General features: G+C 72.9%; 21 protein-coding genes. 10 read left to right on the forward strand and 11 right to left on the reverse strand.

What is annotated here, in order from left to right; translation table 11 throughout:
• Positions 1 to 31: 31 nt before the first annotated feature.
• Genes ACYQ1L_RS04680 through ACYQ1L_RS04690 form a run of 3 tightly spaced genes read right to left on the reverse strand, consistent with a single transcriptional unit; the run spans position 32 to position 3716 of the window.
• Complete coding sequence (locus tag ACYQ1L_RS04680; protein ID WP_460003084.1) at positions 32 to 1522, reverse strand: dihydrolipoamide acetyltransferase family protein; 1491 nt, start codon at positions 1520 to 1522, stop codon at positions 32 to 34.
• Positions 1519 to 2577 carry an alpha-ketoacid dehydrogenase subunit beta gene (locus ACYQ1L_RS04685; RefSeq protein WP_460003085.1) on the reverse strand — a complete coding sequence of 353 codons (1059 nt, stop codon included), beginning with the start codon at positions 2575 to 2577 and terminating at the stop codon, positions 1519 to 1521. The genes ACYQ1L_RS04680 and ACYQ1L_RS04685 overlap by 4 nt, the downstream gene beginning before the upstream one ends.
• Positions 2574 to 3716 carry a thiamine pyrophosphate-dependent enzyme gene (locus ACYQ1L_RS04690; protein WP_460003086.1) on the reverse strand — a complete coding sequence of 381 codons (1143 nt, stop codon included), beginning with the start codon at positions 3714 to 3716 and terminating at the stop codon, positions 2574 to 2576. Before ACYQ1L_RS04690 ends, ACYQ1L_RS04685 begins: the two co-directional genes overlap by 4 nt.
• Positions 3717 to 3867: 151 nt before the next feature.
• Between ACYQ1L_RS04690 and ACYQ1L_RS04695 the strand changes: the two genes are divergently transcribed.
• Complete coding sequence (locus ACYQ1L_RS04695; RefSeq protein WP_201298646.1) at positions 3868 to 4305, forward strand: Lrp/AsnC family transcriptional regulator; 438 nt, start codon at positions 3868 to 3870, stop codon at positions 4303 to 4305.
• A gap of 65 nt (positions 4306 to 4370) precedes the next feature.
• Entirely contained in the window at positions 4371 to 4880 is a 510-nt protein-coding gene (locus ACYQ1L_RS04700; RefSeq protein ID WP_460003087.1) for a phosphoribosyltransferase, read from the forward strand.
• Positions 4881 to 4908: 28 nt separating this feature from the next.
• Here ACYQ1L_RS04700 and ACYQ1L_RS04705 read toward each other — a convergent pair whose 3' ends face one another.
• The 3 genes from ACYQ1L_RS04705 to ACYQ1L_RS04715 all read right to left on the reverse strand — a co-directional run bounded on the left by ACYQ1L_RS04705 (position 4909) and on the right by ACYQ1L_RS04715 (position 8157).
• A complete protein-coding gene (locus ACYQ1L_RS04705) occupies positions 4909 to 6699 on the reverse strand; it encodes an alpha/beta fold hydrolase (protein ID WP_460003088.1) in 1791 nt (596 codons plus the stop codon).
• Positions 6696 to 7295 (reverse strand): TetR/AcrR family transcriptional regulator, encoded by a 600-nt coding sequence (locus ACYQ1L_RS04710; protein ID WP_460003089.1) that lies wholly within the window; start codon positions 7293 to 7295, stop codon positions 6696 to 6698. The genes ACYQ1L_RS04705 and ACYQ1L_RS04710 overlap by 4 nt, the downstream gene beginning before the upstream one ends.
• Before the next feature lie 94 nt (positions 7296 to 7389).
• Entirely contained in the window at positions 7390 to 8157 is a 768-nt protein-coding gene (locus tag ACYQ1L_RS04715; RefSeq protein ID WP_460003090.1) for an IclR family transcriptional regulator, read from the reverse strand.
• 279 nt (positions 8158 to 8436) lie between these two features.
• Between ACYQ1L_RS04715 and dhaK the strand changes: the two genes are divergently transcribed.
• The 4 genes from dhaK to ACYQ1L_RS04735 are packed head-to-tail and all read left to right on the forward strand — an operon-like array spanning position 8437 to position 13307.
• Entirely contained in the window at positions 8437 to 9432 is a 996-nt protein-coding gene (gene dhaK / locus ACYQ1L_RS04720; RefSeq protein ID WP_460003091.1) for a dihydroxyacetone kinase subunit DhaK, read from the forward strand.
• Positions 9433 to 9456: 24 nt separating this feature from the next.
• A complete protein-coding gene (gene dhaL / locus ACYQ1L_RS04725; protein ID WP_460003092.1) occupies positions 9457 to 10095 on the forward strand; it encodes a dihydroxyacetone kinase subunit DhaL in 639 nt (212 codons plus the stop codon).
• 51 nt (positions 10096 to 10146) lie between these two features.
• Complete coding sequence (ptsP, locus tag ACYQ1L_RS04730; protein ID WP_460003093.1) at positions 10147 to 12642, forward strand: phosphoenolpyruvate--protein phosphotransferase; 2496 nt, start codon at positions 10147 to 10149, stop codon at positions 12640 to 12642.
• 20 nt (positions 12643 to 12662) lie between these two features.
• Positions 12663 to 13307, forward strand: coding sequence for a DUF6226 family protein (locus ACYQ1L_RS04735; RefSeq protein ID WP_460003094.1), 645 nt, complete (start codon positions 12663 to 12665; stop codon positions 13305 to 13307).
• 11 nt (positions 13308 to 13318) lie between these two features.
• Here ACYQ1L_RS04735 and ACYQ1L_RS04740 read toward each other — a convergent pair whose 3' ends face one another.
• The gene (locus tag ACYQ1L_RS04740; protein WP_460003095.1) at positions 13319 to 13969 is read right to left on the reverse strand and encodes an HAD-IA family hydrolase; all 651 of its coding nucleotides are present in this window, start codon (positions 13967 to 13969) and stop codon (positions 13319 to 13321) included.
• A 34-nt stretch (positions 13970 to 14003) separates the two neighbouring features.
• Here ACYQ1L_RS04740 and ACYQ1L_RS04745 point away from each other — a divergent pair, with 34 nt between their 5' ends.
• The 3 genes from ACYQ1L_RS04745 to ACYQ1L_RS04755 all read left to right on the forward strand — a co-directional run bounded on the left by ACYQ1L_RS04745 (position 14004) and on the right by ACYQ1L_RS04755 (position 18230).
• Complete coding sequence (locus ACYQ1L_RS04745) at positions 14004 to 15170, forward strand: DUF998 domain-containing protein (protein WP_460003096.1); 1167 nt, start codon at positions 14004 to 14006, stop codon at positions 15168 to 15170.
• Between the two features lie 116 nt (positions 15171 to 15286).
• A complete protein-coding gene (locus tag ACYQ1L_RS04750; RefSeq protein WP_460003097.1) occupies positions 15287 to 16720 on the forward strand; it encodes an aldehyde dehydrogenase family protein in 1434 nt (477 codons plus the stop codon).
• 4 nt (positions 16721 to 16724) lie between these two features.
• Complete coding sequence (locus ACYQ1L_RS04755) at positions 16725 to 18230, forward strand: GMC family oxidoreductase (protein WP_460003098.1); 1506 nt, start codon at positions 16725 to 16727, stop codon at positions 18228 to 18230.
• Positions 18231 to 18245: 15 nt separating this feature from the next.
• On the opposite strand, the gene ACYQ1L_RS04760 is transcribed toward ACYQ1L_RS04755, so the two are convergent.
• Positions 18246 to 18941 carry a winged helix-turn-helix transcriptional regulator gene (locus ACYQ1L_RS04760; RefSeq protein ID WP_460003099.1) on the reverse strand — a complete coding sequence of 232 codons (696 nt, stop codon included), beginning with the start codon at positions 18939 to 18941 and terminating at the stop codon, positions 18246 to 18248.
• A gap of 92 nt (positions 18942 to 19033) precedes the next feature.
• On the opposite strand from ACYQ1L_RS04760, the gene ACYQ1L_RS04765 reads away from it, so the two are divergent.
• Positions 19034 to 20506 (forward strand): DHA2 family efflux MFS transporter permease subunit, encoded by a 1473-nt coding sequence (locus tag ACYQ1L_RS04765; RefSeq protein WP_460003100.1) that lies wholly within the window; start codon positions 19034 to 19036, stop codon positions 20504 to 20506.
• Positions 20507 to 20579: 73 nt separating this feature from the next.
• Here the strand turns inward: ACYQ1L_RS04765 and ACYQ1L_RS04770 are convergent, their stop codons facing one another.
• Genes ACYQ1L_RS04770 through ACYQ1L_RS04780 form a run of 3 tightly spaced genes read right to left on the reverse strand, consistent with a single transcriptional unit; the run spans position 20580 to position 24594 of the window.
• Complete coding sequence (locus tag ACYQ1L_RS04770) at positions 20580 to 21752, reverse strand: acyl-CoA dehydrogenase family protein (protein WP_460003101.1); 1173 nt, start codon at positions 21750 to 21752, stop codon at positions 20580 to 20582.
• A complete protein-coding gene (locus tag ACYQ1L_RS04775) occupies positions 21749 to 23065 on the reverse strand; it encodes a beta-ketoacyl-[acyl-carrier-protein] synthase family protein (RefSeq protein WP_460003102.1) in 1317 nt (438 codons plus the stop codon). Before ACYQ1L_RS04775 ends, ACYQ1L_RS04770 begins: the two co-directional genes overlap by 4 nt.
• A complete protein-coding gene (locus tag ACYQ1L_RS04780; RefSeq protein WP_460003103.1) occupies positions 23062 to 24594 on the reverse strand; it encodes a class I adenylate-forming enzyme family protein in 1533 nt (510 codons plus the stop codon). The genes ACYQ1L_RS04775 and ACYQ1L_RS04780 overlap by 4 nt, the downstream gene beginning before the upstream one ends.
• Positions 24595 to 24661: the final 67 nt, after the last annotated feature.

A 24661-nucleotide genomic window follows, 5' to 3' on the forward strand; every position in this document is an offset into this window, starting at 1 on the left:
ATCGATCGAGCGTATCGAGGACCCGCAGCGTTCAGCGCACGCGGCCGAAGGCGCGGGCCGGATGCTCCAGCAGCTCCATCACGCGACGCAGGAACGCGGCTGCGTAGCCGCCGTCGCACACCCGGTGGTCGAACACGAGGGAGAGCTGCGCGATGCGGCGGGCGACGATCGCGCCGTCCACGACCCAGGGGCGTTCGATCATCCGGCCGATGCCGAGGATGGCGACGTCGGGGTGGTTGATGATCGCGGCGGATCCGTCCACGCCCAGGCCGCCGTAGTTGTTGAGCGTGAACGTGGATCCGCGCAGCCGCTCCGGCGGCATGGATCCGGCGCGGGCGGTCGCGGCGAGCTCGCGCAGCGCCGCGTCGAGCTCGTCCACGCTGAGCTCGTGCGCCCGCGGGATCACCGGCACCATCAGGCCGCGGTCGGTGTCGGCCGCGACGCCGAGGTTCACGCCGTCGAAGGACACGATCTCCGTCGCGTCGTCGCTGAGCCGGGCCGCCAGCAGCGGATGCTCGGCGAGCGCGATGAGCACGAACCGCGCGACGAGGGCCGTGATCGACGGGGCGCGCCCGCCCTCGGGCGCCATCGCGGCGCGCAGGTTCCAGAGCTCGGTGACGTCGACGTCGACCCACACGGTCGCCTCGGGGATCTCGGCCCTGCTGCGCGTGAGCTTGGCGCTCACCGCCTTGCGCAACGGCGACATGCGTTCGCGCGACGTGACGGCGAGCCCGTCGACCGTCTCACCGGGCGCGGGCGCCGAGTGGACGCCGGCTCCCGGTGCGGACAGCCCGTGCAGGGACAGACCGTCCACCGCCTGGTCCACGGCGGCGCGCAGCACATCGGCACGGGTGACCGCGCCGTCCGCGCCGGTCGGGGTGATCCGGCGCACATCGAGGCCGAGGTCTCGGGCGAGCCGGCGGACGATGGGGGAGCGCACGGCGACCGGGCGGACGGGCTCCGCCGTCTGGTGCGGGCGCGGCGTTTCGTCTCGCTCCGGGTGCGCCGGGGCTCGATCGACGACCGGGGCCGTGCTCGGCCGCCCCGCGGGCTGACCGTCTCCCCGAACGGGCCCCGCGGTGCGGCGCGCCCGGCGGCGGCCTGAGCCGGCGCGCTCGGTCGTGCCGTAGCCGATCAGCACGTTCCCGGATCCGGATCCGGCCCGCTCCTCGGCGCGGTACGCCTCCTTCTCGACGTGCCCGCCGTCGACCGGAGCGTCCTTCGTCTCGCTGCGCTCGCTCAGGAACCGCTCGGTGGTGTCAGGGACGGCGTCCGGATCGGCGACCTCGAGCACGGGCGCGCCGACGTCGATCGTGTCGCCGGGCGCGCCGTGCAGAGCAACGACGACCCCCGCGTACGGCGAGGGGAGCTCGACCACGCTCTTCGCGGTCTCCACCTCGGCGATCGCCTGGTCGGTGCGGATCGTGTCGCCGACCTGCACGAGCCACTGCACCAGGCCCGCCTCGGTGAGGCCCTCCCCGAGATCGGGCAGCCGGAAGACCTTCGTCGTCGCGGTGGTCATGCTTCTTCTCCGTGCTCGTCGAGCCAGTGCAGCGTGTCGATCGCATCGAGCACGCGGTCGGCGTCGGGCAGGTACCAGTGCTCGAGCTTCGGCGGGGCGTACGGGGCGTCGAAGCCGGTGACCCGACGCACGGGCGCCTCGAGGAACTCGAAGCAGCGCTCGAACACGCGGGACTGGATCTCGCTCGCCACGCTCGCGAACCCAGGGGCCTCCGCGACGACCACGGCGCGGCCGGTCGAGCGCACCGCGGCGGTGACCGTCGCGTCGTCGAACGGGGTCAGCGTGCGCACGTCGATCACCTGCACGCTGCGACCCTCGCCGCCCGCGATCTCGGCGGCCTCGAGGCACGTGGCCACCGAGGACCCGTAGGAGAGGAGGGTGACGTCGGTGCCGGCGCGGGCGATCCGTGCGGATCCGATCTCGGCGACGACGGAGGTGTCGACCTCGCCCTTGGTCCAATACAGCTTCTTCGGCTCCAGGAAGACCACCGGATCCGGCGAGGCGATCGCCGCACGCAGCAGCGAGTACGCGTCCTGCGGCGTCGAAGGACACACCACGGTCAGGCCGGGTGTGTGCGCGTAGTACGCCTCGGAGGAGTCGCAGTGATGCTCGACGCCGCCGATGCCGCCGCCGGTCGGGATGCGGATCACCATCGGCAGGCGCACCGCCCCGCGGGTGCGGTTGCCCATCTTCGCGACGTGGCTCACGATCTGCTCGAACGCGGGCAGCGCGAACGCGTCGAACTGCATCTCCACCACCGGGCGCATCCCGTTCATCGCCATGCCCACGGCGGTGCCGACGATGCCCGACTCGGCGAGGGGGGTGTCGAAGCACCGGTCCTCGCCGTAGCGCTCGGTGAGTCCGTCGGTGATGCGGAAGACGCCGCCGAGCGCGCCCACGTCCTCGCCGAAGACGACCACGGCGTCGTCCGCCTCGATCGCGTCGGCGAGAGCGCGGTTGAGGGCCGCGGCCATCGTCATCGTCTGCGCGGTCGAGGTCGCGGTGTTCTCGGGGTGAGCGGCGTCCACGCGGACGTCCTCGTGCGCGATGGTCATCGGGTGCCTCCTTCGACGGCGGATGCGGATCGCTCCAGCTCGTCGCGCAGCTGGTGCCACTGCTCCTGCAGCTGCGAGGTGCGGGTGCTGCGCACGAACCGGAACAGGTCCTCGGGGTCCAGGTCCGCATCCGTGTTGAGCGCGTCGCGGAGCGCGGCGGCGATGGCCTCGGCGCCCTCGGCGAGCTCCTGTTCGCGGGCCCCGTCGAGCAGGCCGCGTGCGGTCAGGTGAGTGCGCAGGCGGGTGAGCGGATCCTTCGCCGTCCACGCCTGCACTTCCGCGCGCTCGCGGTAGCGGGTGTCGTCGTCGGCGTTCGTGTGCGCCTGCATGCGGTAGGTGTGGGCCTCGATGAGCGAGGGCCCGCCGCCCGTCCTGGCGCGATCCACGGCCTCGCCCAGCACGGCGAGGAGCGCGGCGACGTCGTTGCCGTCGACGCGCTGGCCGGGCATGCCGTAGCCGATCGCCTTGTGCGCGAGCGAGGGCGCCGCGGTCTGCCGCGAGAGCGGCACGGAGATCGCGAACTCGTTGTTCTGCACGAAGAAGACGACCGGCACGTGGAAGACGGCCGCGAAGTTCAGCGCCTCGTGGAAGTCGCCCTCGCTCGTGGAGCCGTCGCCGCACATCGCCAGCACCACCGTGTCCTCGCCGCGGTGCTTCGCGGCCTGGGCGAAGCCGACCGCGTGCAGCAGCTGCGTCGCCAGCGGCGTGGTCTGCGGGGACACCCGGTGCTCGTGCGGGTCGTAGCCGGAGTGCCAATCGCCCTTGAGCAGCACCATGGCGTCGGCGGGGGAGACGCCCCGTGCGATCACCGCCACGGAGTCGCGGTAGGTCGGGAAGAGCCAGTCGTGATCGCCGAGCACCAGGGATGCCGCGATCTGGCAGGCCTCCTGCCCGTGCGAGGACGGGTACACCGCCAGGCGCCCCTGTCGGACGAGGGAGTTCGCCCGGTCGTTGATGCGGCGGCCCTCGACGAGGCCCTGGTAGGCGCGGCCGAGCAGCTCGTCCGCAGGCATCGGATAGTGGTCGTCGACGTGCGCGGCGCCCATCTCGTCGATGAGGCGCACCGGCTCGTCGCGGGGGAGCAGCGCGCGGGGATCCGCGTCGCGCGCGTCGCTGCGGGCAGGCTTCGTGTGCTGCATCGGGTCCGCCTTCCTTGCCGAACGTGATGTCTCCAGTGTGCGTCGCAGCGCGCACTCGTCCAATGGGATCGCGATGGATGTGGACGATTGAACATCCATGACGTCAGAATGATGCAGAGTGTCAACATCATCACGACAGGAGAGGGCGCCCATGCCGGAGCTGGACGACGTCGACCGCGCGATCCTCGACGAACTGCGCCGCGACGCGCGCGCCTCGATGACCGGCATCGCCGAGGCGGTGCACATCTCCCGCGCAGGGGCGCACGCCCGCATCAAGCGCCTCACGGACTCCGGTGTCATCACGGGCTACACGGTGCGCACGGATCCCGTGCTGCTCGGCCATCACGCCTCGGCCTACGTGATGCTCGCGCTCGAGCAGCCGGCGTGGCAGGAGGTGCAGGAGCGGCTGCAGCGCATCCCCGAGATCGAGCACATGGCCCTCGTCGGCGGTGACTTCGACGTGATCCTGCTGGTGCGGGCGAGCGACGCGCGCGACCTCCGCCGGATCGTCCTCGAGGACATCCAGGCCATCCCCGCCGTCCGCTCCACGCGCACGACGCTGATCTTCGAGGATTTCGACCAGCGCTGAGCGGATCCTGCACCGGCGGCGGATCCATGGTCCGCTCGGACCCGTCCGCACGGCAGAATGGATCCATGACGGATAGGGCGATCGAGCGCGAAGTGCTCACCTGGGACGGTTTCGGCAGCGCGACGCGGGATCTGGCGCGCAGGATCCTCGATTCCGGCTTCGAGACCGAGGTGGTCGTCGCGATCGCTCGCGGCGGGCTGCTGCCGGCGGGCGCGATCGCCTACGGCCTGGGTGCCAAGAACTGCGGCGCCATCAACATGGAGTTCTACACCGGCATCGGCACGGTGCTGGACGCTCCCGAGGTGCTGCCCCCGGCGCTCGACATGGACTACCTGGACGGGCGCCGCGTCCTCCTCGTGGATGACGTCGCCGACTCCGGACGCACGCTCGCGCTCGCCGTCCAGCTGCTCAAGGACAAGGGCGCCGATGTGCGCTCGGTCACGATCTACACCAAGCCCACCACGATCATCCAGCCCGACTTCGCGTGGAAGGACACCGATCGCTGGATCGACTTCCCGTGGTCGGCCAAGGGCACCGTGCGCGAAGAGGACCAGGGCCTGCCGCCGACGGCCTGAACCGTCGACGGCAGGGCCCGGGGCCGTCTCACACCCGCGCTGTCTCGAGCAGCGCGGCGAGTGCGCGGCCGTGGGTCAGCTGCGGATGGTGTCCCGCACCGGGGATCGAGATCAGCTCCGCGTTCGGCAGCGAGGCGAGCCATTCGGCGGCGTCGGGCGCGAGAGGATCGTCGCTTCCCGTGACGATGCGGACCGGTCCGTCGAACCGGCCCAGCGCATCGCGCAGCTCGGCACGCCACCGCGGCGAGCCGGCGCGAGCGAGCTGTGCGGCCACCCGCGAGGCGGTGCCGCGCCTGAGGTCGCTGACGCTCGATTCGAGGGCCGGCGCGCTCTGCTCCGATCCGGTCAGCTGCCGAGACAGCCGAGGCGCATCGAGCCGCCGCAGATATGCCGACACGAACGGGCGAAGCCTGGTCGCGGCGCTCGCCGGGCCCTGCAGGAAGAACGGCGCGACCAGGGTGAGCGACGCGACCCGCCTCGGGAAGCGCTCGGCCGCGACGACGGCTGCGGCCGCGCCGATCGAGTGGCCGATGAGATCGCCGGGTTCCTCGCCGAGCACCGCGGGCAGCCACCGCTGCCAGTCCTCGACGCCGGTGCCGCCGCTGAGGCCGAGACCGGGCAGGTCGACGGCGCGCGCGCCGAGCGCCGAGGCCACGTCGGCCCAGGTGTCCGCGTTGACCGGCAGCCCGGGCAGGATCACCCGGGGGGATCGGGGTGCGCCGAGCTCGAAGGTGCGCACTCCGCCGGCATCGACGAATCGGCGGTCGCCGGCCGTCGCGGCGCCGAAGCGATGCGCGGCCAGGTAGTCGACCCACCGGTCGATGGAGAGCCTCACGTCGGGCATCGGGATGCCATGCCTCGCGGCGAGCTCGACGGCGGCTCCCGTCGGATAGCGGTCGGAGGACAGGAAACCGAGCGTCTCGGGATCCGCCTTGGTGATCCGCGCCGGGAGTCGCTTGATCACGCTGACCGGGATCCGCAGGCGCGGGACCTTCGCGCCGAGACGCCTGCCGGCCTGGGTGAGCAGTTCCTGCAGCGGCGGGGTGGCGTCGTCCATGACCCAGAAGGCTCTGTCCACGGCCTCGGGATCGACCGCGGCGGCTGCCATGAAGGCCGCCATGTAGTCGACCGTGAGGACCGGGAGGAACGTCGAATCGCCGGCGGGGAGTGCCGTGGCCGTGCCGTCCCAGATCTGTTCGATGGTCTTGGTCATGCCGATGTACTGCTCGGTCTCCCCGGTCGCGCTGTCTCCGATCACCGTGGCCGGGTTGATGACGGTCCAGGGCACCCCTCGCTCGAGGGCCCGGGCCTGGAAGACGGCGTCGGATTCCACCTTGGAGGCCTCATAGCCGCCGAGCTCCTTGTAGACCGCCGCGCGATGCTCCTCGGACCACGGAACGGCCGTCGGATCCTGTCCGCCGACGCGGTAGCCCGAGATGTAGACCAGCCGCCGCAGCCCCGGAAGCTCCGCCGCGAAGTCGACGACCTTCTCCGCGATGCCGACGTTGGCGCTGCGCGCCTCCTCGGCGGACATGCCGAACCGGAAGGCCCCGGCGCAGCAGTGGATCTCGGTCACGTCCACGAAGGCCGCCGCGCCGCCCTCGACGATCTCCGGAGCATCGAAGTCGACGATCGTGGTGCGGATGCTCCGTGTGAGACCGTGCTCGCGGAGCCAGCGTTCGACGCGGGCTCCGGACTCGGCGGTTCGGACGGCGGCCGTGACGGTCGCGTCGGCCTGCGCCAGGGTCAGCACGAGATGCCGGCCGATCAGCCCCGACGCGCCGAACACCAGGGCATGGCGAGTCTCCTGAGCGGTCATCGCCTGCCTCCCGCGGTCTGGAGGAGCTGCTCGATGAGATCCGCGACGACGTCAGCGGCCGCATGCAGGGGCTGGGTGCTCCGCGTGGCGCGGGACACGATGACCGCTCCTTCGATCGTGGCGACGACGACCGTCGCCAGAGTGCGGGCCTGGGCGGGCTCGACACCGCCGGTCTCGAGCAGGGCCGCCGTGGGTGAGATCCACGACTCGAAGGCGGAGGCGCAGGCCTGCCGCAGGCGCTCGCTCTCCGCGCCCATCTCGAGCGTGACCACCGACACCGGGCATCCGAGTCGGTAGTCGCTCTCGCCGACGATCGTCGCCAGTGCCTCGATCACGGCACGGGCGGCCGCCGCCGGACCGCCCGCCGACTCCGCCGCCTCCGCGATCAGCGCCTCGAACTGCTTCGCGGCCAGGTCGACCGCGGCGACGCCGAGGCCCTCCTTCCCGGCGGGGAAGTGGAAGTACACGGATCCCTTCGGCGCTGCGGCGTGGTCGATCACGGCGTTCAGCCCGGTGCCGCTGTACCCGCTGGTCTGGATGAGCTCGAGCATCGACTCCGCGAGCCGTGCCTTGGTCAGGTCCCCTTTGGTTGTCATGGACTCAGAATAGACCGGTCTATATATTTTCTGCAACCACGCGACGACCGCCCGGAGTCGGCGCTCCAGTGCGACCGGTCGGGGTGCCCGCTCCTCAGTCGTCGGCGGGGGCGATCCGCGGCGGCCAGGCCGTGGCGCCGAGCTCGCGCGAGATGTTGCGCGCCGTGTCCCGCAGCGCGTGCAATGCCGCGTCGGGGGCGGGCCCGTCCGCCGTCGGGAACACGACGGCCACCGCCGCGACGATGTCGCCGCGGGCGTCCGCGATCGGCGACGCGAGCGACGACTCGCCGAGCACCGCCTCGTCGGTCTCGGTCGCGAACCCGTGCTCCGCGATCGTCGGCAGCGCGCCCAGCAGCGCGGCCGCGTCGGTGACGGTGTCGCCGGTGAGGCTGGGGAGCGGGTCGGCGAAGACGGCGCGCTGGAAGCCCAGGTCGTGTGCGAGCAGCACCTTGCCCATCGCGGACGCGTGCGCGGGCAGGGCGGCTCCGGTCTCCAGCATCTGCGGGCTGTCGTCGGGGCGGAGGACATGGTGGATCACGAGCACCTCCGCGAAGTGCGGAGCCCCCAGGCGCACCGCCATGCCGGTACGGCGGGCGAGGTCCTGCGTCCAGCGCATGGCGCGAGCCCGCACGTCGAGGGAATCGAGATAGACGCTGGAGAGCTTCAGCAGCGTCGGGCCCAGCATGTACCGCTGCCCGCCGCGCTCCTTCGCCACCAGGCCGTGCTCGCGCAGCGACGACACGATCCCGTGCACGGTCGACGGCGGCAGCTGCAGGGCGGTCGCGAGGTCGGTGATGCCGAGGTGGCGGGAGCCCTGCAGCAGTTCGAGCACTTTCGCGGCGCGATCGATGGCCTGGATCATCGGCTTCGGCTCCCTCCTCGACGACTTCGGCGACGGCGGTGCGGTTCCGGCGGCGGATCCTTGACAATCCGACATCCTCATCGCATATTCGACATTAACGAAAAGTATTCCGATTCTGGAGTGCGGCTCTGCGGGACGCAAGGGCTTCCCGGTCGATGGTCGCCACATGACGCGGAATGCCGATCGGACCCCGATCCGCCCGTCAGGTGCCGGCCGGACGGCGACGGTGCGGGTCGAACCGCAACGGTGCTCGGTGAACTGCAACAAGGAGGTCGCAGGATGAAGAAGCTCATCAACGCCCCGGAGGACGTGCTCGCGGAGTCCCTGCGCGGGCTCGCCCTGTCGCATCCGGAGCTCGAGGTGGACCTGGGGAACCGCGTCATCCTGCGCGCCGTGCGCAAGGACGAGGGCAAGGTCGCGCTGCTTTCGGGAGGCGGATCCGGACACGAGCCGCTGCACGGCGGCTTCGTGGGCACCGGCATGCTCGACGCGGCCTGCGCGGGGGAGGTGTTCACCTCGCCGACGCCCGATCAGATGCAGGTGGCCACGAAGGCGATCGACCGCGGCGCGGGCGTGCTGCACATCGTGAAGAACTACACCGGCGACGTCATGAACTTCGAGATGGGGGCGGAGCTCGCGGCGATGGACGGCATCGACGTGCGTTCGGTCGTGGTGGACGACGATGTCGCCGTGCAGAACTCGCTCTACACGGCGGGGCGCCGCGGCGTCGGCCTCACGGTGCTGCTGGAGAAGATCGTGGGCGCCGCCGCCGAGGAGGGACAGGATCTCGCCGCGGTCGCGGACCTCGCCGCCCGCGTGAACGGGCAGGGGCGCTCGATGGGCATGGCGCTGACGAGCTGCACCGTGCCCGCCGCAGGGAAGCCGACGTTCGACCTGCCCGACGACCAGATGGAGATCGGCATCGGCATCCACGGCGAGCCCGGACGCCATCGCGTGCCGCTCGCGCCGGCGAAGGACATCGCCGCTCAGCTGGTGGAGCCGATCCTGGCCGACATGGACTTCACCGGATCCCCGACGATCGTGATGCTCAACGGCATGGGCGCCTCGCCGCTCATCGAGCTGTACCTCATGTACGGCGAGGTGGCGACGCTGCTGCAGAAGGCCGGCGTGAGCATCGCCCGCAACCTCGTCGGGAACTACATCACCTCGCTCGACATGGCCGGCTGCTCGGTGACCGTGCTCAAGGCCGATGACGAGTTCATCCGGCTGTGGGACGCCCCCGTGGTGACCCCCGGCCTGCGCTGGGGCGCCTGAGAACCGCCGAAGGAGAACACCTGCATGTCGAACACCATCCCGCTCACCGTCCTCGTCGACTGGCTCGGCCGCTTCCGCGACGCCGTCGTGGCGCAGCGCGACTGGCTCACCGAGCTCGACTCCGCGATCGGCGACGCCGACCACGGCGCCAACATGGCGCGCGGTATGACCGCGGCGGTCGAGAAGGTCGAGCAGACGACACCCGCGACCGCCGAAGAGCTGTTCAAGACCGTGGGCATGACGCTCGTGTCGACGGTGGGCGGGGCGAGCGGGCCGCTGTACGGCACGTTCTTCCTGAGGCTCGGCGCGACGCTCGGTGCGGTGACCGACGTCGAGCCCGCCGCCCTCGCGACGGGGCTCCGCGCGGGTCTGGAGGGCATCGTGGCGCGCGGCAAGGCCGAGGCGGGCGACAAGACGCTGTTCGACGCGGTCGCGCCCGCGCTCGACGCGATGGACGCCGCGCTGGCCGGCGGAGCATCCGCCGCCTCGGCTGCCGCGGATGCCGCCACGGCGGCCGCCGCCGGACGCGACGCCACGATCGATCTCGTCGCCCGCAAGGGCCGGGCCAGCTATCTCGGCGAGCGCAGCGCCGGGCACATGGATCCGGGATCCGCCTCCGCGACCCTGCTGTTCGAGACGCTCGCGGCGGCCGTCGCCGGCTGAGCGCCGGAGTCCACCGCCGGGCAGAACGCCGGACCGAGGAGGAGTGCGCTGATGGGGGCCGTCGGGATCGTCGCGGTGTCGCACAGCCTGCGCCTGGCAGAGGCTGCGCAGGAGCTCGCCGCGCAGATGGTGCCGGGGGCGGCGGTGCCGATCGCGCTCGCCGCGGGCGCCGGCGTGGACGCCGACGGTGCGCCGATCCTGGGTACGGACGCGACCCGGGTGGCCGAGGCCATCGACGAGCTGGCGGCCTCCTGCGACGGCGTGCTCGTGCTGATGGACCTCGGATCCGCGGTGATGAGCGCCGAGTTCGCCCTCGAGCTGCGGGCGAGCGAGGTTCCGGTGCGGCTCGCGTCCGCGCCGTTCGTGGAAGGGCTGCTCGCGGCGGCGGTGACGGCGGCGCAGGGTGCGTCGCTGGAGCAGGTCGCCGCGGAGGCGAACAGCGCGCTGATCGCGAAGTCGGCGCAGCTGGAGGACGAGCCGCAGGCGCAGGCCGGGTCGGGGGGCCTCGGGCTCGACGCGGGCGCGCCGGAGACGAGCGCGCGCGAGGAGAGCACGCCGGCGTCTGCGGTCTCGCGGCCGGAGGGGGCCGCCGTGCGCACCGTGGTGGTGCGCAACCCCGCGGGCGTGCACGCGCGGCCGGCCGCCCTGATCGCGCAGGCGGCCCAGGGCGCGGCGGTGACGCTGCGGCGGCTGCCGGACGGGGACGCGGTCCCGGCGGCGAGCATGATGCGCCTGCTCGCTTTCGGGGCGCGTGCCGGCGACGAGGTCGAGCTGGAGGGCGATCCTGGAGCGGTCGAACGCGTGGCCGCGCTGTTCGACGACGGTTTCGGCGAGATGGAGGGTGCGCCGGGTGCGGACGCGGGCGTTGTTCTGACGGAGTCGCAGTCAACGGCCCCGAAGTCACCGGGCGCGACGCTCACCGGTCTCGGGGTGAGCCCGGGGGTCGCCGTGGCCCCGGTCGCGCAGCTCGGGGCCGCGATCGCCGAGCCGCCCGCCGCCGACCGGCTGCCGGGCGACCGCCGCGAGGCCGAGGCCGCGCGCATCGCGCCGGCCGCCGCGGAGGTGGCCGCAGCGCTGCGCGCGGACGCCGCGCGCGCCGACGGCGAGGCGGCGCAGATCCTCGAGGCGACCGCGCTGCTGGCCGAGGATCCGGAGCTCGGCTCGGCGGCAGCCGCGCGGGTGCGCGCCGAGGGCGTGCCTGCCGACCGCGCCGTGTGGGACGAGGCCGAGGCGCAGGCGCAGCTGCTGCGCGGCCTCGGCGGCCGCATGGCGGAGCGCGTCTCGGACGTGCACAGCGTGCGCGACCGCATCGTGGCACGGCTGACCGGGCGCGAGGTCCCGGGGATCCCGGATCGTGCGGACCCGTTCGTGCTCGTCGCGCGCGACCTCGCCCCGGCGGAGACCGCGGCGCTCGGAAGGAGCCGGTGCGTCGCGCTGGTGACCGAGGAGGGCGGCCCCACCTCGCACACCGCGATCCTCGCTCGCGCGCTCGGACTTCCCGCCGTGGTGGGTGCGGCAGGCGCGACCGGCATCGCGGTGGGGACGGTCGTGCTCGTGGACGGCGAGGCGGGCGTCGTGCAGCTCGACCCGCCGGAGCAGCGTCGCGCCGCGGCATCCGAGACGGTGCCTGCGTTCGACGGTGCGGGGGCGCTCGCCGACGGCACGCCCGTGCCGCTGCTCGCCAACGTCGGCGGGGCCGCCGAAGCGCGCGCGGCGGCGGAGGCGCATGCCCAGGGCATCGGCCTGTTCCGCACGGAGTTCTGCTTCCTCGACCGCGCGACGGAGCCCACCGTCGCCGAGCAGACGGACGCCTATCGGGGTGTGCTGGCGCCGTTCTCCGGACGGAAGGTCGTGGTGCGCACACTCGACGCCGGATCCGACAAGCCCCTCCCGTTCGCGACGGCGGTGGACGAGGAGAACCCCGCCCTCGGCGTGCGCGGTCTCCGGGTCGCGCAGGCGCACCCCGCCCTGCTCGCGCACCAGCTCGCCGCGATCGCCGCCGCGGCGGCAGAGGAGCGCGCCGACGTCGAGGTGATGGCGCCGATGGTGGCCACCGTCGACGAGGCGCGCGACTTCGTGGCGGCGTGCCGGTCGGCCGGGATCTCGCGGGCCGGCATCATGATCGAGACCCCCGCCGCTGCCCTGCTCGCCGCGGAACTGCTCGACGTCGTCGACTTCGTGAGCCTGGGCACCAACGACCTCACCCAGTACACGATGGCGGCCGACCGGCTGTCGGCGCCGCTCGGCGCGCTCAACGATCCGTGGCAGCCGGCGGTGCTGCGCCTGATCGGCACGGTCGGCGCCGCCGGGCGCACCCTGGGCAAGCCGGTGGGCGTGTGCGGCGAGGCCGGGGGCGACCCGGCGATCGCCCCCGTGCTCGTCGGCCTCGGCGTCACGAGCCTGTCGATGACGGCGCGCTCCGTTCCCCGCGTGGCGGCGCGGCTGCGCACGGTGACCGCGGAGGACTGCCGCCGCGCGGCCTCGGCGGCGCTCGGCGCGGCGACCGCCGCCGAGGCCCGCACCGCCGTGGCGGCTGCGCTGGCCTGAGGCTGCGGCAGGATCGAGGCATGAGCGCGTACGTGCGGCCGGCGATCGACGCACTCGTGTTCCGCGATGCGGAGGGGCGGGTGATCCCCTACGGCCGCCGCTGGGCCGGTTCCCCGCCGGAGGAGACGTACTCGGTCGTGTCGCACCCGGAGCGGTATCTCCCGCTGCACACCGTCGCGGATGCCCTGATCGGCCACCTGCGAGCGACCTACGACGTCGAGCTCGACGAAGGCCCCGAGGCCGCCGACGATCTGCTCCGCCCGCGCCCGGAGGTTCAGCGCGCGGTACGCGTGCGGCCCGCGGGTGCCGCCTCCGCGGCGCTGACGTTCGTCTTCACGACCTTCCCGGGCGTCATCGTGCACGCCGGGCTGCTGCACGACTTCGCGTACCCCGTGTGCGGATGCGACGCGTGCGACTCCCCGTGGGAGTACGAGGTGGGCCAACTGGAGCGCACGGTGCTCGCCGTCGTCTCCGGAGACGACGTCGAGAGCGTGAACGGCCGGTCCGAGGTGGGATTCCGGCTCGTCTTCCCGAACGGCTCGACCACCGGGCAGACGCGCGCCGAGGATCTTCCCGCGGAGCGTCTGACCGCCGCCCTTCCGATCCTCCGCGATCCTCCGGACGGCTGGGCGCCGTGGCCGCTGCGGACTGGATCCGGATCCTGACCCGCGAGGGTTCAGTGGATCGTGAGCAGGAACCCGTCGCCGTCGGGCGAGACGGTGACGTGCGTCAGGTCGGGGACGACGGCGTCGGGGGAGTGGGCCGCGGATCCCACGCCCACGCCGATCACGCGCATCCCGGCGGCCTGGGCGGCCTGGATCCCGGCCTCGGAGTCCTCGAAGGCGACGCAGTCCGCCGGATCCACGCCCAGGCGCCGGGCGCCGAGCAGGAAGCCCTCCGGATCCGGCTTGGAGGCGGTCACGAACTCCGCCGTGACCGGACCGTCGGGCACGTCGAGTCCGGCGGCGCCCATGCGCGCACGCATGAGCCGGTCGTCGGCCGACGTCACGATCGCGTGCGGGAACGGCGCGAGCGCCGCCAGGAACGCCGCGGCGCCCGCCACCTCCACGACGCCGTCGATGTCATCGCTCTCGCGGGCGAGCATCTCCCGGTTCTCGGCGAGATTCTGCTCGTGCGGGCGGTCGGGCAGCATGATCGCCATGCTCTGGTGGCCCTGCCGGCCGTGCACCACGCTCAGCACGAACTCGGGGTCGAGGCCGTGCGGCTCCGCCCAGGCCAGCCACAGCCGCTCCACGACGGCGGTCGAGTCGACGAGGGTGCCGTCCATGTCGAGCAGGGCGGCGCGGGCGCGGAACGTCTGGGTCATCATGCCAGGGTATCCGCGCCCCTAGGGTGGAGACGTGACACGGGAGCGGGGAACGATGCGCGCCGAGTGGGACCGGCTGACCCGGCGGCTGCGCGCCGCCCGCGCGATCGCGACGCTGCGTCAGGTCCGCGAGAGCGACGCGCTGCTGACCGGCGTGGTCGCGTTCGTGCTGGGCTTCCTCGCGGCCCTCGTGATCTTCTGGAACCGCACCCTCGCGATCACCGGCCCGTGGTCGGTCGGCGACGTCGCCGCGTACAGCGGAGCGCTGGTCGCCGTGCTGAGCTTCCTCGCAGGTCGCATCGGCCTGCGCCTCGAGCGCGTCGACGCACCTGGGACGCGGCACGATCGCGCGGGCGACGACGGCTTCGCGACGCCGGGCCAGCGACTGCGCTGGTACGAGCTGACAGCGATCGCGCTCGCACATGGCGCCGTCGCGCTGCTCGCCCTGCTCGGGCTGGCCACGCTTCTCGAAGCGGCCTTCCGGGATGCCCCGGTGTTCCCGTTCCCGGGGGCCGTGCTCGTCGGCGTCGCGCTGGCCCTCACCGCGTACGTCTGCTACCTCAGCGCGATGGCGCTGAGCCCCACCGCGGTGTCGCTGATCCTGGCGATCTACCTCGTGATCGGCGCATTCACGGCGATGCTCGAGGCGACGGATCCGCACTGGTGGCGCACGAACCTCTCCGCCCTGGGCATGTCGACGAACGCGTCCTCCCCGGCGTTCAACGGCACCCTCATCGTGGCGGGCGTCATGGTGACCACGATCGCCCGCTACGCGACGGCGGCGCTGCCCGTTCCGGAGCCCCGGGACGACCGCGGTCGCACCATCGTCCGGGTCGGGCTCGTGCTGATCGGGGTCCTGCTGGCGTGCGTCGGGGTCTTCCCGGTGGACCGCTTCTTCCTGCTGCACAACACGGTCGCGACCGGGATGGCCGTGTGCTTCGCGGTGGTGGTGGTCGGGCTGCCGTGGTTCCTGCGGCGGATCTCCCGGGTGTTCGTCGTGCTGGGCTGGGTGTACGTGCTCGTGATCGCGCTGCTCGGGGTGTTCTTCGCGACCGGCTACTACAACCTCACCGCGGTCGAGCTCATCGCCGCCGTGCTCATCTTCAGCTGGATCATCGTGTTCCTGCGCACGGCCGCAGCCGATCACGGGGCGTGGGATGCGGAGCGCGCCGGCCGTCAGGAGGCCGCTGTTCGGAGCTGAGCCGCGGATCCTTCGCGGGGGGACGAGCGCCGTGCGCTGCACGACAAGCCGCCGAGCCCTGCGCCTGCCGACAATGGGGTGACGCCTCGTCGTCCGCACACTCGAAGGAGAGACCGATGACCGACCTGTCCGCCGCGTCCGCGCTGCTCGACCGCATCCAGGCCCCGGAGGGGGCAGGACGGGAGATCCCCGACGCCGCCACGCGCGAGATCATCGGCCGTGCCCCGGTGCAGACCGTCGCCGACCTCGACGACGCCATCGCGCGCGCCAAGGCCGCGCAGCCGGGGTGGGACGCCCTCGGGCACGAGAAGCGGAGCGAGCTGCTGCTCGCCGCGGCCGACGCGATCGACGCGAACGCCGAGGCGCTCGCCGTGCTGCTCTCCCGGGAGCAGGGCAAGCCGCTGAACGGCCCGAACGCGCGCTTCGAGCTGGGCGCGTGCTCGGCGTGGCTGCGCACGAACGCGACCACGGTGCTGGAGCCCGAGGTGCTCGTGGACGACGAGAACCTGCACGCCGAGCTCGTCTACAAGCCGGCGGGCGTGGTCGGCGCGATCGGGCCGTGGAACTGGCCCCTCATGATCACGATCTGGCAGATCGGGCCGTCGCTGCGGATGGGCAACACCGTCGTCGCGAAGCCCAGCGAGTACACCCCGCTGAGCGTGCTCGCGCTCCTCGCCGTGATGAACGATGTGCTGCCCGCGGATGTGCTGATCGGGATCTCGGGTGACCGCGAGGTGGGCGCGCGGCTCGCCTCCCACCCCGACATCGACAAGATCATGTTCACGGGATCCACCGCGACCGGACGGAAGATCATCGAGAGCTCGGCCGGCAACCTGGCCCGCCTCACGCTCGAGCTCGGCGGCAACGACGCCGGCATCGTCCTGCCGGGAACGGATCCGGCCGCGATCGCCGAGGACCTGTTCTGGGGCGCCTTCATCAACACGGGTCAGACGTGCGCGGCCATGAAGCGCCTCTACGTGCACGACTCGCTCTACGACCAGGTCGTGGACGCACTGGCCGGCATCGCCGCGAACGTGCCGATCGGCAACGGCCTCGACGAGGGCAACGTGCTGGGGCCGCTGCAGAACAAGCAGCAGTTCGACATCGTTTCGCGCCTGGTCGAGGACGCGAAGGCGCGCGGCGCCCGCATCGCCACCGGCGGCGAGGCGGCTCCGGAGCTGGGCGAGCTCTTCTACCGCCCGACGATCGTGGCCGACATCCCGAACGACGCCGCGCTGGTGCAGGAGGAGCAGTTCGGGCCGGCGCTGCCGATCATCCGATACTCCGACGTGGACGAGGCCTTCGCGCTCGCCAACTCCGTGGACGTGGGCCTCGGCGCCTCGGTGTGGTCGAGCGATCCCGAGGCTGCGCGGGAGGCGGCGACACGGATGCAGTCCGGCACCGTGTGGATCAACTCCCACGGCGGCCTGCACCCGATGGTTCCCTTCGGCGGCGTGAAGAGCTCGGGCTACGGGCTCGAGTTCGGCGTCGCCGGCCTCAAGTCGGTCGCGGTGCCGCAGGTCGTCTCCGGGCCCGGCCGGAAGAGCTGAGCCGATGACCCGCTCCGCCATCGTGGTCGGCGCCGGCACCTCGGGCAGCATCGTCACCCGGCGTCTCGTGGACGCCGGGTGGGATGTGACGCTCGTCGAGGCCGGCGGGTACGACACGAACCCCGCGATCCGCGATCCGTCCCGCGCCGGCGAGCTGTGGCATGCCGCCGAGGACTGGGATCACGTCACGGTGCGCCAGGAGCACGCGGCCGGACGTCGCCTGCATCTGCCGCGCGGCAAGGTGACCGGCGGATCCCACGCCCTCAACGCGATGATCTGGGTGCGCTGCGCAGCCAGTGACTTCGACGGCTGGGAGGCCGCGGGCGCGACCGGCTGGGGCTGGGCCGAGGTCGAGCCCGTGTACCAGGCCATCGAGAACGACCTGCTCCCCGTCACCGGCGACTACCCGCTCGTGCCGATCCAGCAGGCGATCGTCGATGCGGCGGTCGAGGAGGGGCTGGTCTTCAATCCCGACTACAACGGCGGCAGTCTCGACGGCGTCTCGCAGGAGCAGGTCACGATGCGGGACGGCCGCCGCGTGAACACGTGGATGGCGTACGTGCGCCCCATCGAGGACGCACCGAACCTGCGCATCGTCACCGGTGCCGAGGTGCACTCGGTGATCGTCGAGGACGGCGCGACCGTGGGCGTGCGTCTCGCCTCGGTCCCTGAGCTCGTCGAAGGGTCCGATCTCCGCGCGGACGAGGTGATCCTCGCGGCGGGCGCCCTGGGCAGCCCCGCGATCCTGCTGCGCAGCGGCATCGGCCCCCGTGCCGACCTGGAGGCGCTGGGCATCGACGTGGTCCATGACACGCCGGGGGTCGGTGCGAACCTGCACGACCACCTGCTCTCACCCGTGATCTTCACGACTTCCCGGCCGGTCGGCCCGCCGCAGCCCGGCGTCTCCGTCACCCAGACGCATCTGTTCTGGCGTTCGCGCGACGACCTCGCCCAGCCCGACACCCAGCCGATCCACTTCTCCGTGCCGATGTGGGGCGAGCTCGCACCGCGCCCCGGCGCGCACGCCCCCGGCGACGGCTTCTCGCTCATGGCAGGTCTGGTCACGCCCCGCAGCCGGGGGTCCCTGCGGATCTCGGGTCCCGGCGTCGCGGATCCGCTTCTGATCGACCTCGCCGCCCTCGCGGACGAGCGCGACCTCGCGGCGCTCGCCGCCTCCGTGCGCCAGGCGCGACGGATCGGCGCCCAGCCGGCCCTCGCGGACGCGTGGGGCGCCACTGAGGCCTACCCGGGACCGGAGGTCGCGGATGCCGACGTCGAGGACTGGGTGCGCCGCACCGCCATCACCTACCACCACCAGGTCGGCACGTGCCGGATGGGATCGGATCCGGAAGCGGTCGTCGATCCGCGGCTCCGCGTGAACGGCATCGTCGGGTTGCGCGTGATCGACGCGTCGGTGATGCCGACGATCACCACGGGCAATACCAACGCACCCGCCGCCGTGATCGGCGAGCTCGGCGCGCGGTTCGCGCTCGAGGACGCGAGCGCCTGAGGTCTCGCCGGGTGCTCAGCCGCCGACGGCGGCCGGAGCGTCCGATCCGGGTAGGTGCGCGCTGTAGGGCACGTGCATCGTCTCGGCGAACCGGTCGAACAGGGCGGGGTCGCCCTGGATCTGCACGGCTCCGGAAGCGAGCGCGTCCTGCGGAGTCAGCGTGCGGGCGAGCAGGTCGCGGATCCCCGGGCCCGCCATGATCTCGAGATCCGCGTCCTCGGCGAGGCCGGGGTCGGCGGTGATCCGGCCGCCGCGCATCACGACGTGCGTCTCCACGTCGCCGACGCGTACGTTGTACGTGGTGTCCCAGTCGGCGGGCACGACGCCGTCGCCCGCGGCCACGCGCAGGGCGGCGGTGATCGACGGGGTGGTCACGATCTCGCCCTCGCGGGGCTCGCGCATCCCTCCCGCGCCCCAGAGTCCCAGCGCGTCCAGTGCCGGCCGCAGCTCCTCACCGCGCGGAGTGAGCGCGTAGACGACCGAGCGCTCGGCGCCGTGCGGAGCGGTGCGAGCGACCACGCCCTCTTCCTCGAGCTCCTTCAGGCGGGTCGCCAGAGTGTTCGTCGGGATGCCCGGAAGACCTGCGACCAGATCCGAGTAACGGCGCGGCCCCACCGTGAGGTCGCGCAGGATCAGCAGCGTCCAGCGCTGCCCGACGATCTCCGCCGCGCGCGCGAGTCCGCAGAACTGACCGTAGTGCTGGTTCGTCATGGATCTCAGATTACCACTTGACTTCACTATTTGCAGTGTGCTTTATTTTTTGAAGTATCCGGATCCGGGGATCGCACCAGAAGGAGAAGGACATGACCGCCACCATCGCACCGGCCGAGGTCGACGCCTCACCGGCACCCGCCCCCGTGGAGGCGCGCAACCGCACGGCGCTGCGGCTGCTCCTCGCCGCCGTCTTCGTCGTGTTCCTCAACGAGACGATGATGGCCGTCGCCCTGCCGCGCATCCAGGAGTCGCTGCACATCGACGCGACGCGGGGGCAGTGGCTGACCACGGCGTTCGCGCTGACGATGGCCGTCGTCATCCCCACCACGGGCTGGCTGATGCAGCGGCTGCGCACCCGCGCGGTGTTCACCGTCGCCATGTCGAGCTTCGTGGTCGGCACGGTCGTCGCCGCGCTGTCCCCGGTGTTCGAGCTGCTCGTGGTCGGCCGCGTGATCCAGGCCGTGGGCACGGCCGTGATGATGCCGCTCATGATGACGACCGTGATGACGGTGGTCCCCGCCGAGGAGCGCGGCCGGGTGATGGGGCGCGTGTCGATCGTGATGTCCGTGGCGCCCGCCGTGGGGCCGATCGTCTCGGGTGCGCTCATCCAGGTGCTGCCGTGGCAGGGACTGTTCTGGGTGATGCTGCCCATCGCGCTGACGATGCTCGCGATCGGCATCGGCCGGATTCCGAACGTCTCCGAGACCCGGCCGGTGCCGCTGGACGTGCTCTCGGTCGTGCTCGCCGCGGTCGCGTTCTCGGCGCTGGTGTTCGGGCTGAGCCAGATCGGCGCTGCGGCGGTCGGGCAGGCGTCCGTGCAGCCGTGGATCCCGGTCGTGGTCGGCCTCGCGACCCTCGGTCTGTTCGGGTGGCGGCAGCTCGTGCTGCAGCGCACCGACGCCGCGCTGCTCGACCTGCGAACCTTCCTGTCGCGTGACTTCGCGATCGCGGTCGCCATGATGACGGCGGGGATGGTGTCGCTGTTCGGCGCCTTCATCGTGCTGCCGCAGTTCGCGCGCTACACGCTCGGCCTCGACCCGCTCTGGGTCGGTGCCATCCTGCTTCCCGGTGGGCTGCTGATGGGGCTGGCGGGCCCCACGGTGGGGCGCCTGTACGACCGCTTCGGGCCGCGTCCGCTCGTGATCCCCGGCTCGCTCGGTCTCGCCGCCTCGCTGTGGACCCTCGCGCTCGGCCTCGGCGAGCACTCCTCCTGGGTCGTGCTGCTGGGCGCGCACATCGTGCTCATGCTGTCGCTCGCGTTCCTGTTCACGCCGGCGTTCAGCGCCTCGCTCGGATCCCTCGCCCCGAAGCTGTACTCCCACGGCAGCGCGACGATCGCGACGCTGCAGCAGGTGGCGGGCGCCGCGGGCACCGCGATCTTCATCGCCCTCTACGCCACCGGGGTCGCGGCGACGGGGTCGAACCCCGAGCTGCCCTCGCCCGCGGCCGCGGCGCAGGGGTCGCACCTCGCGTTCCTCGCCGGTGCGGTGCTGTCGTTCGCGGTCGTCGCGCTCGCCCTGTGCGTGCGCCGGCCCGCGGCCGCGGTCGCGCCCGAGCACTGATCGCAGGGTCCCCCTCACGGCGGCGGCCCCGGGACATGGTGCCCGGGGCCGCCGTCTGTGCCGATCGCGCGGTTCAGTCGTCGAGCAGCGCCGCGGCGTACATCGGGCGGGCGGCGTCGGCGCTCGGCGGGTGGAACAGCCCCGCGGTCGCGTCGCGGTAGAGCCGGCTCAGCTCGTGGCCGTTGCCGAAGCCGGCGCCGCCGGTGCACATGAGCGCCGTCTCCGCGGCGCGGCGCGCGGCCGTCGCGGCGTTCAGCCGGGCGCTCACGAGCAGCAGCGGCCAGCGGGCGCCGTGGTCGACGAGCTCGTCGAAGTCGCGGCAGTACGCCTCCAGCTGCGCCGGCACCGCCAGGTACTCGAGGTGGGCGTCCGCCAGGCGGGTGCGCGACTCCGGCACCTCGGCGTAGGTCGTGCCCGACTTGGCCGAGCGGCGCTTCTTCAGCCCTGCGGCGCCGAGCTCGAGGGCACGGCGGGCGATCCCGGCGTAGACGGATCCGATGAGGAGCTGGAAGTTGCTCGTGATCGCGAACGTGAGCAGATCCGGCACGCGCCCGACGGCGATCCGGCGGTTCACCCGCTCGGGCGCCATGCGCACGTCGGTGAGGATCGTGGCGCGGCTCTGCGAGGCGCGCATCCCCATCACGTCCCACTGGTCGGAGACGGTGATGCCGTCGGCATCCCGCGTCAGGAAGCCGTAGACCAGCATCGGGTTCTCCGGATCCGTGTCGTCGCGGCCGTGGGTGATGAGGCGGGTCCAGACGGGGGAGAGGGACGTGAAGATCTTGACCCCGGTGAGCAGGTAGCCGCCATCGGACTGCGGGGTGGCGGTGGTGGTCGAATCCTGCATGACCCAGTCGTTCGACGGTTCGCTGATGCCGAACGCGAAGATCTCTCCGGCCATCGCCTCGGCGAACACGTGATCGAGCGAGTGGTCGCCGCGATCCGCCAGGGCCTTCGCGACGCCCGTGCACATCAGGTGCATGTTCACCGCGAGCGCGGTGGCGGGCGCGGCGGTCGCGAGGCGCTGCTGCAGGTGCGACACCTCGTCGAGGCTCAGTCCCGGGCCGCCGTGCTCCTCGGGCACGAACAGCAGCAGGTAGCCGCGGTCGGCGAGGTCGGCCAGGTCTTCGTCGAAGAACCGGTTCTCGCGGTCGTACCCGGCGGCGCGCTCGCGGAGGCGCTCCAGCAGCTCGTCCGGGAGGTAGCGCTCGGCGAGCTCGGCGTGGCGGGTGAGACTGTCGGTCATCGTGCCTCCTGGGTGCTTGTGAAGATGAGGGCGCCGTTGTGGCCGCCGAAGCCGAACGACGGCGACAGCACCCGGCTGATCCGGCCGAGATCGCGCGCGGAACCGCGAACGATGTCCCAGCCGTCGAACTCGGGGTCGTCGAGGTTGATGGTGGGCGGGATCACGCCGGTCTGCAGGGTGCGGATCGCGAGGACCGCCTCGATCGCGCCCGAGGCGCCCAGCAGGTGCCCCGTGCTCGACTTCGTCGCCGTGATCGGGATGCGCCGGGCCCGGTCGCCGAACACGGCGGCGTAGGCGGCGAGCTCGGCGGCATCGCCCGCGGGCGTGCCTGTGCCGTGCGCGTTGATGTGGTCGACGGCATCGGGATCGTCGGCATCCAGCCCGGCATCGGCCAGGGCCGCCGCGACGGCCTCCGCGGCTCCGCGGCCGGCCGGGTGCGGCGCGGTCGGATGGTGAGCATCGCTGGACTCGCCGAATCCGGCCAGCACGGCGAGCGGGTCGGCGCCGCGTGCCAGGGCGACGTCCTCGGCTTCGATCAGCAGGGCGGAGGCGCCCTGCGCCATGACGAATCCTCGGCGACCGCGATCGAAGGGCCGGCTCGCGGAGGTCGGATCGGCCTCGTAGCCGCTCGCAAGGGCGCGCAGGTTGGCGTTCGAGGCGAGGTTGACCGGGTTCAGGCAGTCCTCCACGCCGACCACGAGCACCGCGTCGGCGTAGCCGTGCCGGATGCGGCGGAGCGCCTCGCCGATCGCGATCGCGCTGGATGCGCACGTCGCCGTCACGCCGTGCGCGGTGCCGCGCGCTCCGTAGCGCTCGCTGAGCAGGGCGGCGACCGCGTCCGGCGCGCCGTGCACGACGAGGCTCAGCGGCACGCCGCGGGGGCCGCGGGCGTCGAGCGCGCGGGTCGCGGCCTGCATCTGGTCGATCGGTCCGGATCCGGTCGCGGTGAGGATCGCGGTGCGGGTCGCGTCCCAGGGCAGCCCGGCGCCGTCGCGGATCCGCGCCGGATCGGCGCCCGCGTGCGCGAGGGCCTGATCGGCGGCGGCGACGGCCCACAGCTGCGAGGGGCTGAGGCGCCGGGCGAGCGGCGGCTCGACGAGGCCTGTGGCGTCGAAGCCGCGGATGCGCCCGCCGATCCGCACGGCGAGGCCGGCGAACTCCGGATCGTCCAGCGCGGTGACGGCGCTGCGCCCGGTCGTGACGGCGTCCCAGAGCGCGGCGACGTCGAGCCCGCTCGGGGTGACAGCGCCGAGGCCGGTCACCACGACGCGGCGGCCCGTCGGACGCGGGAGCGTTGCGGATCCGCCGGTCACAGCCGGATCCCCTCGCCGCGCGCGATGAGCTCCGTCGTCGCGGGGCGCCGGATCTTGCCGCCCGCCGTGCGCGGCAGCTGATCGAGCAGGTACCACCGTCGCGGCACGAACTGCGGCGCGAGCCGGGCGCGCGCCCACGCCTGCAGCGTGCGTTTGTCCGGGGTCGTCGCTTCGGCGGGCTCAGCGACCGGGCTCTCGATGACGAGCGCCACCACGCTGCCGAGCCGCGGATCCGGCAGCGCCACGGCGCAGACGGCGCCCACCCCGGGCATCCCGTCGAAGGCGCGCTCGACCTCGGGGAGCGAGACCTTGTGGCCGCCCGTCGCGACGATGTCCCCGGCGCGCCCGGCCAGCTGCAGCCTCCCGTCGACGATCCGCCCCACGTCGTGCACGGTGGCCCACCCGTCGGGGCCGCGCAGCACGGCGTCGGTGGTCGCGGCGAGGTAGCCGTCCGAGCACGCCGCCGCGTGGATCCAGAGCGTGCCGAGTTCGCCGTCCGGGACGCGGTGGCCGGCGTCGTCGCGGATCTCGGCGCCGATCCCCTCGTAGACGTCGAGGAGCGTGCCGTCGCCGCCGCGGCTGTCGCCGATGAACCCGATCTCCGCGGCGCCGTAGTAGCTGATCAGCCGCACCTGCGGGAGCACCGCGGCGAGCCCGTCGCGCAGCGCGGCGGGCAGGTTCGCGCCGCCGGTGACGACGAGCTCCAGGCGCGCGAAGGCGCCCGGGTCCCGCCGGGCCGCATCGATGAGCACCTGCACGACGGCGGGCACGGCGACGATGCGGGTGATGCCCTCGGCGGCGACGCGCCGCGCCAGCCGGCCCGGGTCGAAGACGTCGGCGAGGTGCGCGCCTCCGCCGGTGGCGAGGCACTCGATGAGGGCGTACAGGGTGAGGCTGTACGACAGTGGGCCCGGAGCCAGGGTCTGCACGCCCGGGTGCGGCTCGAGATGCGCGCTCGACACCGCGACGTTCTCGCGGTACTGCCGACGGGTCTTCAGGAACGCCTTGGGATTGCTCGTCGTGCCCGAGGAGAACAGCAGCAGGAACGCCTCGTCGCCGTCGCGCACGGCGGGCGGATCCGCGGGCTCGGTCGAGGTCTCACGGGCGCGGAACTCGTCGAGTGTGAGGACGGTCCCCGTCCATCCGGCGTCGTGGAGAGCCTCCGCGAGCGCGGCATCGTCGCTGATCAGGAGACCGATCCCCGCGGCGACGACGACATGGACGCGGTGGGCGAGCGGCCACTGCGGATCGATCGTGGCCGACACGGCGCGGTACCCGGCCAGGCCGGCGACGATCCGCGCGGCGTGGAATGCGCTCCCGACGCTGACCGCCGTGATCGGGATGCCGGCGGTCTCCGGCGCGGGCACCGGGGGAGCGCTCTGCGCACGATGCGCGGCGTCGACGACCGCGAACACGCGGCGGGAGTCCTCGACCAGTTCGGCGTAGCTGAGTGCGCCGCCCTCGCCGACGATCGCGGGCCGATCCGGATGCCGCGCCGCGGTCTCCAGTACCGTCCCCGTGATCGGCATCCCGCACCCTTCCCGTGGCGCCGGCGCGCCGGATCCAGTCTAGGACCGGCGCGCCGGACAGGACCGG

The sequence above is a fragment of the Microbacterium xylanilyticum genome (assembly GCF_054654695.1).

Bases quoted from the DNA above. Each gene is read 5' to 3' on its own strand.
- ACYQ1L_RS04690 (WP_460003086.1), bottom strand. From the start codon at position 3,716: ATGCAGCACACGAAGCCTGCCCGCAGCGACGCGCGCGACGCGGATCCC.
- ACYQ1L_RS04750 (WP_460003097.1), top strand. From the start codon at position 15,287: ATGACCGACCTGTCCGCCGCGTCCGCGCTGCTCGACCGCATCCAGGCC.
- ACYQ1L_RS04755 (WP_460003098.1), top strand. From the start codon at position 16,725: ATGACCCGCTCCGCCATCGTGGTCGGCGCCGGCACCTCGGGCAGCATC.
- ACYQ1L_RS04740 (WP_460003095.1), bottom strand. From the start codon at position 13,969: ATGACCCAGACGTTCCGCGCCCGCGCCGCCCTGCTCGACATGGACGGC.
- ACYQ1L_RS04680 (WP_460003084.1), bottom strand. From the start codon at position 1,522: ATGACCACCGCGACGACGAAGGTCTTCCGGCTGCCCGATCTCGGGGAG.
- ACYQ1L_RS04765 (WP_460003100.1), top strand. From the start codon at position 19,034: ATGACCGCCACCATCGCACCGGCCGAGGTCGACGCCTCACCGGCACCC.
- ACYQ1L_RS04700 (WP_460003087.1), top strand. From the start codon at position 4,371: ATGACGGATAGGGCGATCGAGCGCGAAGTGCTCACCTGGGACGGTTTC.
- ACYQ1L_RS04695 (WP_201298646.1), top strand. From the start codon at position 3,868: ATGCCGGAGCTGGACGACGTCGACCGCGCGATCCTCGACGAACTGCGC.
- ACYQ1L_RS04710 (WP_460003089.1), bottom strand. From the start codon at position 7,295: ATGACAACCAAAGGGGACCTGACCAAGGCACGGCTCGCGGAGTCGATG.
- ACYQ1L_RS04770 (WP_460003101.1), bottom strand. From the start codon at position 21,752: ATGACCGACAGTCTCACCCGCCACGCCGAGCTCGCCGAGCGCTACCTC.
- ACYQ1L_RS04780 (WP_460003103.1), bottom strand. From the start codon at position 24,594: ATGCCGATCACGGGGACGGTACTGGAGACCGCGGCGCGGCATCCGGAT.
- dhaL (WP_460003092.1), top strand. From the start codon at position 9,457: ATGTCGAACACCATCCCGCTCACCGTCCTCGTCGACTGGCTCGGCCGC.
- ACYQ1L_RS04715 (WP_460003090.1), bottom strand. From the start codon at position 8,157: ATGATCCAGGCCATCGATCGCGCCGCGAAAGTGCTCGAACTGCTGCAG.
- ACYQ1L_RS04760 (WP_460003099.1), bottom strand. From the start codon at position 18,941: ATGACGAACCAGCACTACGGTCAGTTCTGCGGACTCGCGCGCGCGGCG.
- ACYQ1L_RS04735 (WP_460003094.1), top strand. From the start codon at position 12,663: ATGAGCGCGTACGTGCGGCCGGCGATCGACGCACTCGTGTTCCGCGAT.
- dhaK (WP_460003091.1), top strand. From the start codon at position 8,437: ATGAAGAAGCTCATCAACGCCCCGGAGGACGTGCTCGCGGAGTCCCTG.
- ptsP (WP_460003093.1), top strand. From the start codon at position 10,147: ATGGGGGCCGTCGGGATCGTCGCGGTGTCGCACAGCCTGCGCCTGGCA.
- ACYQ1L_RS04685 (WP_460003085.1), bottom strand. From the start codon at position 2,577: ATGACCATCGCGCACGAGGACGTCCGCGTGGACGCCGCTCACCCCGAG.
- ACYQ1L_RS04705 (WP_460003088.1), bottom strand. From the start codon at position 6,699: ATGACCGCTCAGGAGACTCGCCATGCCCTGGTGTTCGGCGCGTCGGGG.